The following is a 12,838-nucleotide window of genomic DNA, read 5'->3' on the forward strand; positions in this document are numbered from 1 at the left end:
GTCGAAGTGGCGCGCATTTTAGAGATTTCTGCCTCGCCGTCAAGCTTAAATCATGGATTTGGTAATTTTCTTTGATTTTATGATTACTTTATAACCAACCGATTGTTTTCTGTGCCATTTTGTTTATTTTTTGTTAAGTTGAACTCTGTCACCAGATTTTAGTCCTATTAACCCTGATGTACCTTTTTGTTGGAATCCGCAAATGAAGAAGATGCTCTGCTCAACGATAGTCCTTTCCATGTGCGCGATATGTCCGGTTCTGGCAGAAGAGTCAGTTTCATCCCCGATCAATGACAAAACCATCGACTTTATAGAAAAACAAGTTGAGCAGAATATGTCCGTGGGGCGTGCCGTAAAAAGTGTCGTCAGCCATTATCCTCAGGATGTTGAAATTGTTGTAAGAACGGCCCTTGATTTATATCCAGACCAATACAGGGAAATCGTCCATGCTGCAATATCCGCACAGCCGGCACTAACAGAGGATGTTGTTAGTATTGCTATCGAGAAGCACCCAGAGCATTGCGCCAGTATTGTCCAGACAGCCATTAATGCAGAACCCAGCTATATAGACTTCGTAGTTAATGCAGCCACTCATGCCACCCCCGGAGAGCTGGAGGAAATCGTCAGAGTTGCGGTAATCACTGAGCCAAACTCAGCGGACACTATTGTACGCTCTGTAGCACAAGCTCAACCTAACCGACTCGCTGAAATTGTTACGACGGCTATTGGCGCTGTGCCACTCGTGGGCGAATATATTGTTGAAGCCCTGCTGGTATCTTATCCTGACAGCACAGAAACCGTGATTACTAGTGCCTTCAGACAATCCAGCCTCAGTGATAATGGTCTTCTGAGGATCCTTGCAGCTGCCAGAGGAGCTGGCCTGAGTGATGATAAGCTCAGGGTTTATGCCCTGAATGGGGGGATTGAGGAAGAGGATTTTACCTCATTGATACAACAGCTTGATAAAGAGTAACGCTATAAACCATTAAAAGACAGACAATAAAAAACCGGGCATAGCCCGGTTTTTTATTGTCTCGGTAGCTTATTCAGCAACCACTTCCTCTGCAACGTCTTCTTCAACGTCAACAACAGGGCGATCAACCAATTCAACGTATGCCATAGGCGCGTTATCACCGGTACGGAAGCCACATTTCAAAATACGAATGTAACCACCCGGACGCTCGGTATAACGTGGACCCAGGTCATTAAACAGTTTACCTACCACCTCTTTATCACCTGTACGGGCAAAAGCCAGGCGGCGATTAGCCACGCTGTCTTGCTTTGCAAGTGTAATCAGAGGCTCAATTACGCGACGCAGTTCTTTCGCTTTGGGCAGAGTCGTTTTGATGATTTCATGTTTCACCAAAGAACCTGCCATATTGCGAAACATCGCTTGACGATGGCTGCTGTTGCGATTTAACTGACGACCACTCTTACGATGGCGCATGGTTCTTTCCTTCTTAACAAATCAGTTTAACTTGCGACCTGATTAGTCTTTCTCAGCGATGCTCTCTGGGGGCCAATTTTCCAGGCGCATACCCAATGAGAGACCGCGAGACGCGAGCACATCTTTAATTTCCGTCAGAGACTTTTTACCCAGATTAGGGGTTTTAAGTAACTCAACTTCTGTGCGCTGCACCAGATCACCGATGTACTGGATAGCTTCTGCTTTTAAACAGTTAGCTGAACGTACAGTTAGCTCCAGATCATCAACCGGACGAAGAAGAATCGGATCAAATTCCGGCTTCTCTTCTTTTGCAACAGGCTCTTTGATATCCCTGAGTTCAACGAAGGCATCCAGTTGCTCAGCTAAAATTGTAGCCGAACGACGAATAGCTTCCTCGGGATCAATAGTGCCGTTGGTTTCCATATCGATAATCAATTTATCCAAGTCAGTACGCTGTTCTACACGCGCAGACTCAACTGCATAAGCAATGCGTTCAACCGGACTGAAAGAGGCATCAACTAACAAACGACCAATGGGCCTCTCGTCTTCTTCAGAGGTGCGACGGGCAGCGGCAGGAACATATCCACGCCCCTTTTCGACTTTGATACGCATATTGATTGACGCATCACCCGTTAACGTACAGATAAGATGATCAGGATTAACAATTTCCACATCACCATCATGCTGTATGTCACCCGCTACAACCGGGCCTGAACCAGATTTAACCAGAGTCAGATTGGCTTCATCTTTTCCTTCGAGACGCACTGCCAACCCTTTAAGGTTCAACAGTATTTCGATAACGTCTTCCTGGACACCTTCCTTGGTACTGTACTCGTGCAGTACGCCATCAATTTCCACTTCTGTTACCGCGCATCCGGGCATGGATGACAACAGAATGCGACGCAACGCGTTACCCAGCGTATGACCAAAGCCACGCTCCAGCGGCTCAAGGGTCACCTTAGCGCGAGTTTGGGATACGTTATCTATCTCGACTAACCTTGGTTTAAGGAATTCAGTTACAGAACCCGACATTGTTTCCTCTCTTTGACCTTCTTTACTTACTGTAAAGTTCGACGATCAGCTGTTCGTTAATTTCGGCAGACAAGTCTCCGCGCTCAGGAATGCGCTTGAAAGTGCCTTCCATCTTCTTGCTGTCCACTTCTATCCAGGTAGGCTTTTCACGCTGGTCGGCGAGCTCCAGAGCCGCCACAATACGGGCTTGCTTTTTGGCCTTCTCACGAACAGACACAACGTCTTCAGCAGAAACGTTAAAAGAAGGAACGTTAACAACCTGACCATTTACCAGAATGGCTTTATGGCTAACCAACTGACGCGCTTCAGAGCGAGTGCTGGCATACCCCATGCGGTAAACAACATTGTCAAGGCGTTGCTCCAAAAGCTGAAGCAGGTTTTCACCTGTGTTGCCTTTCAGACGTGCCGCTTCTTTATAGTAATTACGGAATTGCTTTTCCAACACGCCGAACATCCGACGTACTTTTTGCTTTTCACGTAACTGCACGCCGTAATCAGACAGACGGCCACGACGGGCGCCATGCTGACCAGGTGCAGTATCTATCTTACATTTCGAGTCAATTGCCCGAACGCCGCTTTTGAGGAATAAATCTGTTCCTTCGCGGCGGCTAAGTTTGAGTTTTGGACCCAAATATCTTGCCATGATCTTTCTCCAACTGTCCTGAAAGCGCGCTTAAACGCGACGTTTCTTAGGTGGACGACAACCGTTGTGAGGAATAGGCGTCACATCGGTAATGTTAGTGATACGGTAACCCGTCGCGTTCAGGGCACGGATCGCAGACTCTCGGCCTGGACCTGGACCTTTGACAAACACTTCAAGGTTTTTAAGACCGTATTCCTGGGCCGCAATACCAGCGCGCTCGGCTGCAACCTGCGCAGCGAAAGGCGTGGACTTGCGAGAGCCACGGAAGCCAGAACCACCAGAGGTAGCCCATGATAAGGCATTACCCTGACGATCCGTGATAGTCACTATCGTGTTGTTAAAAGAGGCATGGATATGAGCCATACCATCTGCTACCTGGTGTTTTACGCGTTTACGTGTACGTACTGGTGCTTTTGCCATAAATCCCCCGCTTACTTCTTAATCGGCTTACGAGGACCTTTACGGGTACGCGCATTAGTTTTAGTGCGCTGACCACGTATAGGCAAGCTGCGACGATGGCGTATGCCACGAAAACAACCTAGGTCCATCAGACGTTTAATGCTCATCGATACTTCACGACGAAGGTCACCTTCTACGGTAAACCTGGCGACTTCTTCACGAAGTTTATCAACTTGCGTTTCATCAAGATCTTTAATCTTAGTACTCTCTGCAACACCAGCGGCTGCACAGATGCTTTTCGCACGTGTGGCGCCAACACCGAAAATAGCTGTCAAAGCGATTACGGTGTGTTTGTGTTCAGGGATGTTAATGCCAGCGATACGGGCCACTAACAGCACTCCTCTATGTTAATATGTCATCAGCCTAAAAAGCCCGCTAGGATACTTACCCGACGACAAAATTGCAAATTTAGCTCAATTGAGCTTGTTTATGGATTAACCTTGCCTTTGCTTATGCTTGGGCTCTGTGCAAATCACTCTCACAACACCGTTGCGCTTTACGATTTTGCAGTTACGGCAAATCTTTTTAACAGATGCACGAACTTTCATTTCGTTACTCCGTGATTGACCAATCTTAGCGGCCGAAGCCTTTCAGATTAGCTTTTTTCAGAACAGACTCGTATTGATTAGACATCAAATGGGTCTGCACCTGTGCCATAAAGTCCATGATTACCACCACGATAATCAATAATGATGTACCGCCAAAGTAGAACTGTACGTTCCAGGCAATCATCATAAACTCGGGCACTAAACATACAAAGGTAATGTACAAGGCACCTGCCAGCGTCAGTCGGGTCATCACTTTATCGATGTATCTGGACGTCTGCTCACCGGGTCGAATACCGGGCACAAAAGCACCGGACTTCTTCAGATTATCTGCCGTCTCGCGCGGATTGAATACCAGCGCAGTATAGAAGAAACAGAAGAAAATAATCGCCGCGGCATAAAGCAACACATACAACGGTTGTCCCGGAGACAGCATCAGTGAAACGTCCTGCAACCAGGACATGCTCTCGTTGGAACCAAACCAACTGGCAATGGTACCCGGGAACAGAATGATACTGGATGCAAAAATCGGCGGAATTACCCCGGCCATATTCACTTTAAGTGGTAAATGTGTGCTTTGCGCAGCAAACACCTTACGGCCCTGCTGGCGCTTGGCATAGTTAACAACGATACGACGCTGTCCACGCTCTACAAACACCACGAAATAAGTAACGGCAACGATAATTACACCAATCAGCAGGAGGAACAGCATATTCAGGTCGCCCTGTCTGGCTTGTTCCACTGTCTGACCGATAGCGGTCGGCAAACCTGCCACGATGCCGGCAAAGATAATGATAGAAATACCATTACCTATCCCTCTTTCAGTGACCTGCTCACCCAGCCACATCAGGAACATGGTTCCTGTGACCAGACTGACTACAGCGGTAAAGTAAAATCCGAGGCCGGGATTGAGTACCAATCCCTGCATCAGATTCGGCAAACCAGTTGCGATGGCTATGGCCTGGAAAATCGACAGTATCAGGGTCAAATACCTGGTGTACTGGCTGATTTTCTTACGCCCTGTCTCGCCTTCTTTTTTCAGTTCAGCCATTTGCGGATGAACCACTGTCATCAACTGCATAATAATGGATGCCGAAATATAAGGCATGATGCCAAGCGCCAATATTGATGCCCGCTCCAGAGCACCACCGGAGAACATGTTAAACATTTCTACGATAGTACCTTTTTGCTGATCAAATAACTGAGCCAGCACAGCTGCATCAATACCAGGAATAGGCACAAATGAGCCGAGCCTGAATACGATAATCGCCCCAAGGACAAACAACAGCCTTGATTTCAGTTCACTCAGCCCGCCTTTGGCACCTGAATCCAGTCCTGGTTTAGCCATTTAGCTTATTCCTCTACTTTACCGCCGGCAGCTTCAATAGCTTCACGAGCGCCTTTAGTTACCTTCAAGCCATTTACAGTCACCGCACGAGAGAGGTCACCACTTTTCATTACTTTAACAAACAGCACTTCTTTTTTGATCAGATTCGCTGCTTTCAAAGTTTCCAGTGATACCACCTCGCCTTCAACCTTAGCGATTTCTGTCAACGTTACCTGGTCACTGACCATGGATTTACGAGACGTGAAACCAAACTTTGGTAAGCGACGCTGGATGGGCATCTGACCACCTTCGAAGCCCGCACGGATTTTACCGCCGGAACGAGAAGTTTGTCCTTTGTGACCACGGCCACCAGTCTTACCCAGACCGGAACCAATACCACGGCCTACCCGCTTGGAAGATTTTTTCGCTCCTGGTGCAGGAGCAAGTGTATTCAAATGCATGGATTACTCCTCCACTATTTCAACCATATAGTTGACTTTATTGATCATACCGCGAACAGCAGGAGTGTCTTCCAACTCACGGACACGACCAATGCGACCTAATCCCAAACCAGTCAATGTTGCTCTGTGCTTTGGCAAACGGCCAATCGCACTCTTGGTTTGTCTAACTTTGATAGTCTTAGCCATTGTCCATTACCCCAAAATCTGTTCTACGGCCAATCCACGTTTAGCAGCAACCTGCTCTGGAGACTTCATCTCAACCAGGGCATTAATCGTTGCGCGCACGACGTTAATAGGATTGGTAGATCCGTAGCATTTTGAAAGTACGTCTTGTACACCAGCTACTTCAAGGACCGCACGCATTGCACCACCGGCAATAATACCAGTACCTTCTGATGCAGGTTGCATGTATACCTTGGAGCCGGAATGACGCCCTTTTATCGGATGCTGAAGGGTAGTCCCGTTCAGATCCACTGTTACCAGGTTACGACGCGCTTTTTCCATTGCTTTTTGAATAGCAGCGGGAACTTCACGCGCTTTACCATAACCAAAACCGACACGACCGTTACCGTCACCCACTACAGTCAATGCAGTGAAGCTAAAGATACGACCACCTTTAACCACTTTGGAAACACGGTTTACGGCAATCAGCTTTTCTAACAGTTCACCGTTTTGAACTTCTACTTTAGCCATAATAAACTCCTAGAACTGAAGACCTGCTTCGCGAGCAGCATCAGCCAATGCCTTCACTCGACCGTGATACTTGAATCCGCTGCGATCAAAAGCCACTTCTTTAATGCCTTTTTCAATCGCTCGCTCTGCAATCACTTTGCCTACTGTGGTTGCCGCATCTGCGTTACCTGTGGATTTCAGGTCTTTACGCAGATCCGCTTCAACAGTAGATGCCGTCGCCAGCACTTCTGCGCCATTAGGGGCGATCAGTTGTGCATAGATATGACGGGGAGTGCGGTGAATCACCAGGCGATGCGCTGCCAGTTCACTAATCTTTTTACGTGCGCGGGTAGCGCGACGCAAACGAGATGTTTTCTTATCCATCGTATCACCCACCTACTTTTTCTTAGCTTCTTTACGACGTACAACTTCATCGGCATAACGAACACCTTTACCTTTATAAGGTTCTGGTGGACGATATCCACGAATGTTAGCTGCGACCTGACCCACCAGCTGCTTGTCGGCGCCTTTGACGACAACTTCAGTCTGACTAGGGGTTTCTACGCTGATACCCTGAGGCATCTCGTAGGAAACGGGATGAGAGAAACCCAGTGTTAAATTGAGTTTGTTACCCTGTGCCTGAGCACGGTAACCAACACCATTGAGTTCCAGTTTCTTCTCGAAACCCGAGGTAACGCCAATCATCATGCTGTTCAATACAGAGCGAGCAGTACCAGCCTGAGCCCAGCCATCGGCTGCGCCGTCGCGGGGAAGAGTTTTCAGTTGATTCTCTTCTTTTACAACTTCTACGCCCTTATTGAACACAAAATTCAACGTTCCGTTTTTACCTTTAAGGCTGACTTCCTGACCTGCGATGTTTACTTCAACACCAGACAGTATATCAACCGGGGCTTTTGCTACACGTGACATCGATTAATCCTCCGTTACGCTACATAGCCGATGACTTCACCACCCATGCCGGCTTTACGCGCCGCACGGTCGGTCATCACGCCCTTGGATGTGGAAACGATTGCGACACCCAGACCACCCATAACTTTTGGCAGCTCATCTTTTTTCTTATAGATGCGCAAACCAGGGCGACTGACTCGCTCGATAGTTTCGATTACCTTTTTGCCTTCGAAGTACTTAAGCGTCACTTCCAAGACAGGCTTAACATCGCCAGAGGCCTGGTAGTCAGTGATATAACCTTCTTCTTTCAGTACGTTTGCAATGGCAACGCGCACCTTCGAAGAGGGCATAGCAACGGAAACTTTATTAGCCAGTTGACCGTTACGAATGCGGGTAAACATATCCGCGATAGGATCTTGCATACTCATCTTAAGCTACTCCTTACCAACTGGCTTTTTTCAGGCCAGGGACTTCACCACGCATGGCCGCTTCACGTAACTTAATCCGGCTGAGGCCGAACTTACGCAGGAAACCATGTGGACGACCAGTGATGCGACAGCGGTTATGCTGACGAGCACGGGAAGAGTCACGAGGCAGTTGTTGCAGCTTGAGAACCGCGTCCCAACGTTCTTCATCAGAAGAATTTACACTGCTGATAATGGCTTTAAGCTCAGCACGCTTCTCGGCGTACTTGGCTACCAGCTTGGCACGCTTTACTTCACGTGCTTTCATTGATTGTTTTGCCATAACCCTACACCTTATTTCTTGAATGGGAAGTTGAAAGCAGCCAGCAGAGCGCGACCTTCTTCATCTGTCCCGGCAGTCGTAGTGATAGTAATATCCATACCACGAACCTTATCGACTTTATCAAAGTCAACTTCAGGGAAGATGATTTGTTCGCGAACACCCATGCTATAGTTACCATGACCGTCGAATGACTTAGCATTCAGGCCACGGAAGTCACGGATACGCGGGATAGCGATTGAAATCAAACGCTCAAGAAATTCCCACATACGCTCGCCACGTAGGGTTACTTTACAGCCAATCGGATAACCTTCACGGATTTTAAAACCCGCGACAGATTTGCGTGCAACAGTGACAACAGGCTTCTGACCAGCAATTGCCTGCATATCAGAAGTGGCATTTTCCAATACCTTTTTGTCTGCTACCGCTTCACCCAGACCCATGTTCAGGGTGATTTTCTCAATCCGAGGGACTTGCATGACGCTTTTGTAGCCGAACTGCTTTGCAAGTTCCGCCACTACTGTTTCTCTATAGAAATCATGCAGTTTCGCCATCGTAATCTCCAATAATTAAACCAGTTCGCCGTTTGACTTGAAGAAACGTACTTTCTTCTCGTCTTCAAAACGGAAACCGACGCGATCTGCTTTACCCGTCTGCGGGTTAACAATCGCGACATTAGATACATGAATTGATGCTTCTTTCTCTACGATACCACCAGTAACACCTAACTGTGGGTTAGGTTTCTGGTGTTTCTTCATCAAATTCACACCTTCTACGATCAGTCGGTCAGACTCAGTCAGTACTTTCAGGACTTTACCTGTTTTGCCTTTGTCTTTACCGGCTAATACGACAACTTCATCATCACGACGAATTTTTCTTGCCATTATCGTGACTCCTTATAATACCTCTGGGGCCAGTGAGATGATTTTCATGAATTGATCTCCACGAAGCTCACGGGTTACCGGGCCAAAGATACGCGTACCAATTGGTTGCTTATTGGTGTTAAGCAACACGGCTGCGTTGTTATCAAAACGGATCAGAGAACCGTCAGGACGACGAACGCCTTTTCTAGTACGCACCACCACTGCATTCAGTACGTCACCTTTTTTAACTTTACCGCGAGGAATTGCTTCCTTGACGGTAACTTTGATGATGTCACCGATATGTGCATAACGGCGATGCGAGCCACCAAGAACCTTAATACACTGAACCCTGCGAGCGCCGGAATTATCGGCCACATCCAGGTTAGTTTGCATTTGGATCATGCTAGTGCTCCGCTGTTGTTACGGCCATTTTCAGGCCATTAGCTGCTTTAATAGTCATACCCCCATAAAAAGGGCGCGAAACTATAACAGAAAACAACGGGATGTGATACCCGAATGTGTAAAAAAACGCCGGGAGGCATTTTTGAGTGAGGGGAGAGGGGTGAAGAGTGAAGAGCGGGGCTACTGTCAGGTTCCCGTACCTGAAATTCACTCCCCAGATTAGTTAACCGATTTGGCGCTGGCGAACGATTTCGTACAGACAGATACCTGTTGCCACAGAGACGTTCAGGCTGGAAACAGAACCGGCCATGGGCAATTTGATCAGCTCATCACAATGCTCGCGAGTGAGGCGGCGCATGCCTTTGTCTTCGGCTCCCATCACCAGCGCCATGGGACCTTGCAAACTCGCTTGATAGAGGGTTTGTTCGGCTTCGCCTGCTGTGCCCACTACCCAGACTCCGGCCTGTTGTAACTCCTTGAGCGTCCGGGCCAGGTTAGTGACCTGGATAAAAGGCACCACTTCTGCAGCGCCACAAGCCACCTTGCTAACGGTGGGTGTTAACCCTGCAGATTTATCTTTCGGTACCACCACCGCATCCACACCAGCAGCATCGGCACTGCGAATACAGGCCCCCAGATTATGAGGATCAGTTACACCATCAAGGATCAGCAAAAATGGCGCATCACTGCCGGCTATAATAGCGTCAAGATCCGCTTCATCCAGCACTTTGGCCGGTTTGGCTCTGGCCACGACGCCCTGATGCTGGGCCCCTTCGACCTTGTCATCCAGTGTGCGGCGCTGACAAAACTGTACCGAAACGCCAAAGCGCCGCGCCTGATTAACGATGTCGATCAGGCGCTGGTCGTCACGCCCTTTTAGTACAAACAACTCGATCAGCCGTTCCGGCTCCCTGTCAAGCAGCGCTTCTAACGCATGTATACCGTAAAGCCATTGGGTTTGTGCCATAACTTACTTCTTCGCTTTTGCCGGTTTGCGCTTCGGTCCACGGCTTTTGGTTTTGGCGTCCCTTGCAGGCGCTTTCTTTTTCGCTGCCCCACCCTTACCTTTCGCTGAAGCTTTTTTGACTGCCACCCTGCGGCCGCCTTTACCCTTTCCCTGTGGCTCATCCATCACAAAATCGATTTTACGATCATCCAGATTCACACCGGCCACCTTGACCCGCACCTGATCACCAAGACGGTATACCGTGCCAAAATTCTCGCCTATCAAATGTTGTTTAACCGCATCAAAATGATAGTAATCATTCTCCAGTGCAGTAATATGCACCAGCCCATCAATATGAAATTCACTCAGGCGCACAAAGAATCCGAAGCTGGTCACAGAGGCAATCACGCCATCAAAGCTGGCCCCAACATGGTCCTGCATAAACTCGCATTTCAGCCAATCGGCCACATCACGGGTAGCGTCATCGGCACGGCGCTCAGTCATTGAGCATTGCTCACCCAGTTGTTGTACTTCTTCACTGGAGTAGGCTTTTCCGCCACTGATGCTCTTTCGCTTACTCTGCTTGTCCAGTACCCCTTTTATTGCCCTGTGCACCACAAGATCAGGATAACGCCGTATCGGGGACGTAAAGTGTGCGTATGCTTCCAGAGCCAGACCAAAGTGACCGATGTTTTCACGATCATAGATAGCCTGCTTCATTGAGCGTAATAACATGGTCTGAATCAGTTCCTGATCCGGTCTGTTAGCAACCTTGTTGACCACATTTGAAAAATCCGCGGGCACCGGATCATTACCAATACCATGGGGCACACCCACTTCGGCCAGATAACCCAGGAACGTCATCAGACGATCGGCATCGGGCTTGTCGTGTACACGGTATAAGGCTTCGGCTTCATATTTTTGCAGAATCATTGCGGCACTGACATTGGTCAGAATCATGCATTCTTCGATCATCTTGTGGGCATCATTGCGTTCAACTGCCACCACATGATCGATTTTACGCTGTGCATTGAAGATAAATTTGTTTTCCTGAGTCTCAAACTCAATGGCACCACGTTTGGCGCGGGCTTTCTTGAGCACCCGAAACAAATCATGCAGACTACGTAAATGAGGCACCAGCGGCTCATAGCGCTGATACAGCTCCTTATCGCCCTGCAAAATGTCCCACACTTTGTTGTAGGTCAGCCGGGCATGAGAATTCATTACTGCTTCATAAAACTGATAGCTTTTAAGATGCCCGGTTTTATCGATACGCATCTCGCATACCATACAAAGCCGATCCACTTCAGGGTTGAGTGAACAAAGCCCGTTAGAGAGCACTTCAGGCAGCATTGGCACAACCTGTTCAGGGAAATAGACCGAGTTACCCCGTTCAATGGCTTCTTTGTCCAGCGCAGTACCTGGACGCACATAATAACTGACATCAGCAATCGCGACCCAAAGTGTCCAGCCCCCTTCATCCAGAGGTTCACAGTACACTGCATCGTCAAAGTCACGTGCATCTTCACCATCTATGGTCACCAACGGCAGCTGGCGCAGATCCACACGGCCCTGCTTGGCTTGTTCCGGCACCTCTTCGGTTAAACCCTTAATTTGCTGGGTTACCGCTTTAGGCCAGTCATGAGGAATATCATAGGTGCGCATGGCCATTTCGATTTCCATGCCCGGGGCCATATGCTCGCCCAGTACTTCAACGATTTTGCCGGTAGCATTAACTCTCTTATTGGGACGTTGCACGATTTCAACCACAACAACATGCCCCTGACGCGCACCTTCGGTTTGTTCCGGAGGAATCACAATATCCTGGCAGATACGACTGTCATCCGGCACAACAACGCCGAAGCCATGCTCAACAAAATAGCGCCCCACTACTGGTTCGGTGCGGGGTTCAACGACCCTGACAATACGGGCTTCAGTTTTACCTTTATAGTTCTGATTGCTTTCCCGTACCAGCACAATATCGCCATGCAATAAGGTACGCATCTGAGCATTGTGAATAAATAAATCTGACTTCCCGTCTTCCCGTTTAAGAAAACCAAAACCGTCACGGTGACCAATGACCCGGCCACGAATCAGATCCATCTTGTCTGCCAGGCCATACTTCTTGTTGCGATTAAACAGAATTTGCCCTTCTCGCTCCATGGCCCTTAAGCGGCGCTGAATGCCAATACGGCTGTCTTCATCTTCGGCACCCACCAGCTCGCAAATTTCCAGCATGGAAAGAGGCTTGTTTTCATCGGTCAGGAGCTGAAGGAGATATTCCCGGCTGGCAACCGGGTTGTCGTATTTTTCTTTTTCGCGCTGGTAGTAAGGGTCATCTTGTTGCGTTGGCAATGCTAGTTTCCGTTATTTCTGAATATTTAACGC

At 48.4% G+C, this 12,838-nt stretch carries 20 protein-coding genes; 1 reads left to right on the forward strand and 19 read right to left on the reverse strand.

Going from position 1 to position 12,838, the window contains the following annotated elements:
- Positions 1 to 202 precede the first annotated feature (202 nt).
- Entirely contained in the window at positions 203 to 973 is a 771-nt protein-coding gene (locus tag CDA54_RS08990; protein WP_099034676.1) for a hypothetical protein, read from the forward strand.
- Positions 974 to 1,042: 69 nt separating this feature from the next.
- On the opposite strand, the gene rplQ is transcribed toward CDA54_RS08990, so the two are convergent.
- The 19 genes from rplQ to rnr all read right to left on the reverse strand — a co-directional run bounded on the left by rplQ (position 1,043) and on the right by rnr (position 12,805).
- Entirely contained in the window at positions 1,043 to 1,447 is a 405-nt protein-coding gene (gene rplQ, locus CDA54_RS08995; RefSeq protein ID WP_099034677.1) for a 50S ribosomal protein L17, read from the reverse strand.
- A 42-nt stretch (positions 1,448 to 1,489) separates the two neighbouring features.
- Complete coding sequence (locus CDA54_RS09000; RefSeq protein WP_099034678.1) at positions 1,490 to 2,479, reverse strand: DNA-directed RNA polymerase subunit alpha; 990 nt, start codon at positions 2,477 to 2,479, stop codon at positions 1,490 to 1,492.
- Positions 2,480 to 2,501: 22 nt separating this feature from the next.
- A complete protein-coding gene (rpsD, locus tag CDA54_RS09005; protein ID WP_099034679.1) occupies positions 2,502 to 3,122 on the reverse strand; it encodes a 30S ribosomal protein S4 in 621 nt (206 codons plus the stop codon).
- 30 nt (positions 3,123 to 3,152) lie between these two features.
- A complete protein-coding gene (gene rpsK, locus CDA54_RS09010; protein ID WP_099034680.1) occupies positions 3,153 to 3,542 on the reverse strand; it encodes a 30S ribosomal protein S11 in 390 nt (129 codons plus the stop codon).
- An 11-nt stretch (positions 3,543 to 3,553) separates the two neighbouring features.
- Complete coding sequence (gene rpsM, locus CDA54_RS09015) at positions 3,554 to 3,910, reverse strand: 30S ribosomal protein S13 (protein ID WP_062475994.1); 357 nt, start codon at positions 3,908 to 3,910, stop codon at positions 3,554 to 3,556.
- A 105-nt stretch (positions 3,911 to 4,015) separates the two neighbouring features.
- The gene (gene rpmJ / locus CDA54_RS09020; RefSeq protein WP_082633126.1) at positions 4,016 to 4,129 is read right to left on the reverse strand and encodes a 50S ribosomal protein L36; all 114 of its coding nucleotides are present in this window, start codon (positions 4,127 to 4,129) and stop codon (positions 4,016 to 4,018) included.
- Positions 4,130 to 4,154: 25 nt separating this feature from the next.
- Entirely contained in the window at positions 4,155 to 5,474 is a 1,320-nt protein-coding gene (gene secY, locus CDA54_RS09025) for a preprotein translocase subunit SecY (protein ID WP_099034681.1), read from the reverse strand.
- A gap of 5 nt (positions 5,475 to 5,479) precedes the next feature.
- On the reverse strand, positions 5,480 to 5,914 hold the full coding sequence (rplO, locus tag CDA54_RS09030) for a 50S ribosomal protein L15 (RefSeq protein ID WP_099034682.1): 435 nt from the start codon (positions 5,912 to 5,914) through the stop codon (positions 5,480 to 5,482).
- A gap of 3 nt (positions 5,915 to 5,917) precedes the next feature.
- Positions 5,918 to 6,100: a 50S ribosomal protein L30 gene (gene rpmD, locus CDA54_RS09035; RefSeq protein WP_099034683.1), complete on the reverse strand. Its 183-nt coding sequence runs from the start codon at positions 6,098 to 6,100 to the stop codon at positions 5,918 to 5,920.
- A gap of 6 nt (positions 6,101 to 6,106) precedes the next feature.
- Positions 6,107 to 6,607: a 30S ribosomal protein S5 gene (rpsE, locus tag CDA54_RS09040; RefSeq protein WP_062475983.1), complete on the reverse strand. Its 501-nt coding sequence runs from the start codon at positions 6,605 to 6,607 to the stop codon at positions 6,107 to 6,109.
- A gap of 9 nt (positions 6,608 to 6,616) precedes the next feature.
- Entirely contained in the window at positions 6,617 to 6,970 is a 354-nt protein-coding gene (gene rplR, locus CDA54_RS09045; protein ID WP_099034834.1) for a 50S ribosomal protein L18, read from the reverse strand.
- A 12-nt stretch (positions 6,971 to 6,982) separates the two neighbouring features.
- Positions 6,983 to 7,516 carry a 50S ribosomal protein L6 gene (gene rplF, locus CDA54_RS09050; protein WP_099034684.1) on the reverse strand — a complete coding sequence of 178 codons (534 nt, stop codon included), beginning with the start codon at positions 7,514 to 7,516 and terminating at the stop codon, positions 6,983 to 6,985.
- Between the two features lie 14 nt (positions 7,517 to 7,530).
- The gene (rpsH, locus tag CDA54_RS09055; protein WP_099034685.1) at positions 7,531 to 7,923 is read right to left on the reverse strand and encodes a 30S ribosomal protein S8; all 393 of its coding nucleotides are present in this window, start codon (positions 7,921 to 7,923) and stop codon (positions 7,531 to 7,533) included.
- 13 nt (positions 7,924 to 7,936) lie between these two features.
- A complete protein-coding gene (rpsN, locus tag CDA54_RS09060) occupies positions 7,937 to 8,242 on the reverse strand; it encodes a 30S ribosomal protein S14 (protein WP_062475975.1) in 306 nt (101 codons plus the stop codon).
- Between the two features lie 11 nt (positions 8,243 to 8,253).
- The gene (rplE, locus tag CDA54_RS09065) at positions 8,254 to 8,793 is read right to left on the reverse strand and encodes a 50S ribosomal protein L5 (RefSeq protein WP_099034686.1); all 540 of its coding nucleotides are present in this window, start codon (positions 8,791 to 8,793) and stop codon (positions 8,254 to 8,256) included.
- Between the two features lie 15 nt (positions 8,794 to 8,808).
- Positions 8,809 to 9,123, reverse strand: a complete 315-nt coding sequence (rplX, locus tag CDA54_RS09070; protein WP_099034687.1) for a 50S ribosomal protein L24 — start codon at positions 9,121 to 9,123, stop codon at positions 8,809 to 8,811.
- Between the two features lie 12 nt (positions 9,124 to 9,135).
- Positions 9,136 to 9,504: a 50S ribosomal protein L14 gene (rplN, locus tag CDA54_RS09075; RefSeq protein ID WP_062475966.1), complete on the reverse strand. Its 369-nt coding sequence runs from the start codon at positions 9,502 to 9,504 to the stop codon at positions 9,136 to 9,138.
- Between the two features lie 223 nt (positions 9,505 to 9,727).
- The gene (rlmB, locus tag CDA54_RS09080) at positions 9,728 to 10,471 is read right to left on the reverse strand and encodes a 23S rRNA (guanosine(2251)-2'-O)-methyltransferase RlmB (protein WP_099034688.1); all 744 of its coding nucleotides are present in this window, start codon (positions 10,469 to 10,471) and stop codon (positions 9,728 to 9,730) included.
- Positions 10,472 to 10,474: 3 nt separating this feature from the next.
- The gene (rnr, locus tag CDA54_RS09085) at positions 10,475 to 12,805 is read right to left on the reverse strand and encodes a ribonuclease R (RefSeq protein WP_099034689.1); all 2,331 of its coding nucleotides are present in this window, start codon (positions 12,803 to 12,805) and stop codon (positions 10,475 to 10,477) included.
- Positions 12,806 to 12,838: the final 33 nt, after the last annotated feature.

This window comes from Lacimicrobium alkaliphilum (assembly GCF_002591895.1).
Taxonomy (GTDB): Bacteria; Pseudomonadota; Gammaproteobacteria; order Enterobacterales; family Alteromonadaceae; genus Lacimicrobium; species Lacimicrobium alkaliphilum.

Bases quoted from the DNA above. Each gene is read 5' to 3' on its own strand.
- rplQ (WP_099034677.1), bottom strand. From the start codon at position 1,447: ATGCGCCATCGTAAGAGTGGTCGTCAGTTAAATCGCAACAGCAGCCAT.
- CDA54_RS09000 (WP_099034678.1), bottom strand. From the start codon at position 2,479: ATGTCGGGTTCTGTAACTGAATTCCTTAAACCAAGGTTAGTCGAGATA.
- rpmD (WP_099034683.1), bottom strand. From the start codon at position 6,100: ATGGCTAAGACTATCAAAGTTAGACAAACCAAGAGTGCGATTGGCCGT.
- rplN (WP_062475966.1), bottom strand. From the start codon at position 9,504: ATGATCCAAATGCAAACTAACCTGGATGTGGCCGATAATTCCGGCGCT.
- rpsK (WP_099034680.1), bottom strand. From the start codon at position 3,542: ATGGCAAAAGCACCAGTACGTACACGTAAACGCGTAAAACACCAGGTA.
- rlmB (WP_099034688.1), bottom strand. From the start codon at position 10,471: ATGGCACAAACCCAATGGCTTTACGGTATACATGCGTTAGAAGCGCTG.
- rplE (WP_099034686.1), bottom strand. From the start codon at position 8,793: ATGGCGAAACTGCATGATTTCTATAGAGAAACAGTAGTGGCGGAACTT.
- rpsE (WP_062475983.1), bottom strand. From the start codon at position 6,607: ATGGCTAAAGTAGAAGTTCAAAACGGTGAACTGTTAGAAAAGCTGATT.
- rpmJ (WP_082633126.1), bottom strand. From the start codon at position 4,129: ATGAAAGTTCGTGCATCTGTTAAAAAGATTTGCCGTAACTGCAAAATC.
- rplF (WP_099034684.1), bottom strand. From the start codon at position 7,516: ATGTCACGTGTAGCAAAAGCCCCGGTTGATATACTGTCTGGTGTTGAA.
- rpsN (WP_062475975.1), bottom strand. From the start codon at position 8,242: ATGGCAAAACAATCAATGAAAGCACGTGAAGTAAAGCGTGCCAAGCTG.
- rpsD (WP_099034679.1), bottom strand. From the start codon at position 3,122: ATGGCAAGATATTTGGGTCCAAAACTCAAACTTAGCCGCCGCGAAGGA.
- rplX (WP_099034687.1), bottom strand. From the start codon at position 9,123: ATGGCAAGAAAAATTCGTCGTGATGATGAAGTTGTCGTATTAGCCGGT.
- rpsH (WP_099034685.1), bottom strand. From the start codon at position 7,923: ATGAGTATGCAAGATCCTATCGCGGATATGTTTACCCGCATTCGTAAC.
- rplR (WP_099034834.1), bottom strand. From the start codon at position 6,970: ATGGATAAGAAAACATCTCGTTTGCGTCGCGCTACCCGCGCACGTAAA.
- secY (WP_099034681.1), bottom strand. From the start codon at position 5,474: ATGGCTAAACCAGGACTGGATTCAGGTGCCAAAGGCGGGCTGAGTGAA.
- rplO (WP_099034682.1), bottom strand. From the start codon at position 5,914: ATGCATTTGAATACACTTGCTCCTGCACCAGGAGCGAAAAAATCTTCC.
- CDA54_RS08990 (WP_099034676.1), top strand. From the start codon at position 203: ATGAAGAAGATGCTCTGCTCAACGATAGTCCTTTCCATGTGCGCGATA.